This is a genomic window from Xanthomonas sp. SHU 199, from assembly GCF_000364665.1.
GTDB classification, from domain to species: domain Bacteria; phylum Pseudomonadota; class Gammaproteobacteria; order Xanthomonadales; family Xanthomonadaceae; genus Xanthomonas_A; species Xanthomonas_A sontii.
In genome coordinates this window covers 1-2502 of sequence record NZ_AQOI01000814.1, presented here as the reverse complement: position 1 = coordinate 2502, position 2502 = coordinate 1, and the positions used below count along the sequence as shown (strand labels likewise).

Here is a 2502-nt window from a genome sequence, read left to right as displayed (position 1 = left end):
CAGGCGCCGGTCGCCGGCCGCGTCCTGCAGCTGTCCGCCGCGGTCGGCGCGCGCAGCGAGGCCAACGCGCCGCTGCTGACCCTGCTGCCGGACGCGCCGCGCCTGGTCCGCGCCGAATTGAACGAAAGCTATGCCGGCAGCGTCACCCCGGGCATGGCCGCCGAGGTCATCAGCGACGACGGCCGCCAGACCGTGCTCGGCCAGGCGGTGGTGCGTTGGCTGGCGCCGGCCTACGGCCCGACCCAGTTGCACGACGACGCCACGCCCGCCGGCAACGACCGCAGCGTGGCCTGCGTGCTGGCCTTCACCCAGCCCTCGACCCTGCGCCTGGGCCAGCGCGTGCTGGTGCGCTTCCGCAACCCGGCCGCGGCCAAGCATTGAGCTTGCACGCCGCCGCAGCGGCGAAAGGCTGCTGAAACGCGCAGCGGCGACCCTGCACGGATTGCCGAGACTGCGCAGCCGCGCCCATTCACATGATCCAATCTGCCGAGTTCCACTTCGAAGGCGGCCGCAATGGCGTGCTGCTGATCCATGGCCTGACCGGCACGCCCAGCGAAATGCGCCTGCTCGGCAAGAGCCTGAACCGCGAAGGCTTCAGCGTCCATGGCGTGCAGTTGGCCGGCCACTGCGGCGACGAGGACGATCTGCTCGCCACCAACTGGCGCGACTGGTACGCCAGCGTCGAGGCGGCGGCCGCGCGCATGCGCCCACAGGTCGACCGGCTGTTCGTGGCCGGGCTGTCGATGGGCGCGGTGCTGGCGCTGCGCCTGGCGCAGGAGCGTCCGCAGTGGGTGGACGGCGTCGGCGTACTCGGCGCCACCTTCCGCTACGACGGCTGGAACATCCCCAAGCGCGCGCGGCTGGCGTTCCTGCTGCCGTGGTTCAAGCGCCTGGGCATCGGCAAGCGCCGCATGTTCCTGGAAGAGCCGCCGTACGGCCTGCGCGACGAGCGCATCCGCGCCCAAATCAGCAGCGCGATGCTCGGCGGCGACAGCAGCGCCGCCGGCCTGCCCGGCAACCCCTGGCACGCCCTGGCCGAGATGTACCTGCTCGCGCGCGCGGTGCGCCGCGACCTGCCCAAGGTCGTCGCGCCATGCCTGGTCGCGCACGCGACCGAGGACGACATCGCCGACCTGCGCAATGCGCGGCTGGTGATCGCCAACGTATCCGGGCCGACGGAGTTGCTGCTGCTGCACGACAGCTATCACATGATCACCCTGGACCGCGAACGGCGCGTGCTCGGCGCGCGCCTGGCGCAGTTCTTCGCCGCCCTGTGCGCGCCGCAGCAGGCCGCCGCCTGATGGCGATGACCGGCTCGGTAGTGGGCATCTGGCTGGCGACGGTGGCGCTCGACACCGCCGGCCAATTGGCCTTCAAGTACGTGGCCAGCCACCCGCAGGGCACCGGCATGGCGCGCTGGCAGCGCATGGCGCGGCAGCCGCAGCTGTGGTTCGGCGTGGCCTGCTACGTGCTCGAATTCCTCGCCTGGACCGCGTTCCTGTCGCTGGTGCCGCTGGGCCGCGGCGTGCTGCTGGGTTCGATCAACATCGTGGCGATCATGCTGGCCGGGCGCTGGCTGTTCGGCGAACGCCTCGGGCGCATGCAGGTGGCCGGCATCTGCCTGGTCAGCGCCGGCGTGGCGGTGGTGGGGCTGGGCTCATGAGCCGGCCGTCGCTGCATCGCTATGCGGTGGGCTTCGCCCTGCTGCTGAGCTTCGACACCCTGGCGCAGATCGGCTTCAAGCTGGCCGGCACGCACGCATTCCCGCCGCAGGCCGAACTGGCCTGGGTGCTGCGCCTGCTCGGCAGCCCATGGCTGTACGCGGCGCTGCTCGGCTACATCGGCGCCTTCTTCACCTGGATGAAGCTGCTCGAGCACGCACCGATCGGCCCGGCATTCGCCGCCTCGCACCTGGAAGTGGTCAGCGTGATGCTGCTGTCGGCCTGGTGGTTCAACGAACACATCGGCCTGTTGCAGGCGCTGGGCGCGGCGCTGATCGTCGGCGGCATCGTCTGCCTGGCGATCGGCGAGCGCGCGGACCCCGCCGATGCGCACTGAAATCCCACCGACCGCCGGCCTGCCGCTGCAGTGGGGCGACCTGTGGCCAGGCCGGCCGCGCGAACGCCTGGCCAGCGCGCTCGGCCTGCCGCAGGCCCTGCTGACCTGCTCGGGCACCGCCGCTCTGATCGTGGCCCTGCGCACCCTGACCGCGGCCAACCGGCGCCGGCAGGTGCTGGTGTCGGCCTATACCTGCCCACTGGTGGCGCTGGCGGTGGCGCACTGCGGCCTGCAACTGGTGCTGTGCGATCTGCTGCCCGGCTCGCTGGAACTGGACCCGGTGCAGCTGGCGCAGCGCTGCGGCAGCGACACCCTGGCCATCATCGCCACCCATCTGGGCGGGCGTCTGATCGACCTGGCGCCGCTGCGCCGCGCCGCCGAAGGCTGCGGCGCGCTGCTGATCGAAGACGCGGCGCAGGCGCTGGGCGGCGTGCACCCCGACGG

At 72.1% G+C, this 2502-nt stretch carries 5 protein-coding genes; all 5 read left to right on the top strand.

Translation table 11 applies throughout. The annotated features are described in order from the left end of the window. Window positions 1-381 (top strand): HlyD family efflux transporter periplasmic adaptor subunit (locus D183_RS0122205; RefSeq protein ID WP_017910936.1); only part of this gene is annotated, 381 nt, incomplete at its 5' end. A gap of 92 nt (window positions 382-473) precedes the next feature. Then, complete coding sequence (locus tag D183_RS0122200; protein ID WP_017910935.1) at window positions 474-1301, top strand: alpha/beta hydrolase; 828 nt, start codon at window positions 474-476, stop codon at window positions 1299-1301. Beyond that, entirely contained in the window at window positions 1301-1663 is a 363-nt protein-coding gene (locus D183_RS0122195) for an EamA family transporter (RefSeq protein ID WP_017914162.1), read from the top strand. Before D183_RS0122200 ends, D183_RS0122195 begins: the two co-directional genes overlap by 1 nt. Then, complete coding sequence (locus D183_RS0122190; protein ID WP_017910933.1) at window positions 1660-2058, top strand: DMT family transporter; 399 nt, start codon at window positions 1660-1662, stop codon at window positions 2056-2058. The genes D183_RS0122195 and D183_RS0122190 overlap by 4 nt, the downstream gene beginning before the upstream one ends. Then, window positions 2048-2502 (top strand): DegT/DnrJ/EryC1/StrS family aminotransferase (locus tag D183_RS0122185; RefSeq protein WP_017910932.1); only part of this gene is annotated, 455 nt, incomplete at its 3' end. The genes D183_RS0122190 and D183_RS0122185, both read left to right, overlap by 11 nt.

Excerpts from the sequence above, each read along its gene's own strand:
- D183_RS0122200 (WP_017910935.1), top strand. The coding sequence starts at position 474 with ATGATCCAATCTGCCGAGTTCCACTTCGAAGGCGGCCGCAATGGCGTG.
- D183_RS0122190 (WP_017910933.1), top strand. The coding sequence starts at position 1,660 with ATGAGCCGGCCGTCGCTGCATCGCTATGCGGTGGGCTTCGCCCTGCTG.
- D183_RS0122195 (WP_017914162.1), top strand. The coding sequence starts at position 1,301 with ATGGCGATGACCGGCTCGGTAGTGGGCATCTGGCTGGCGACGGTGGCG.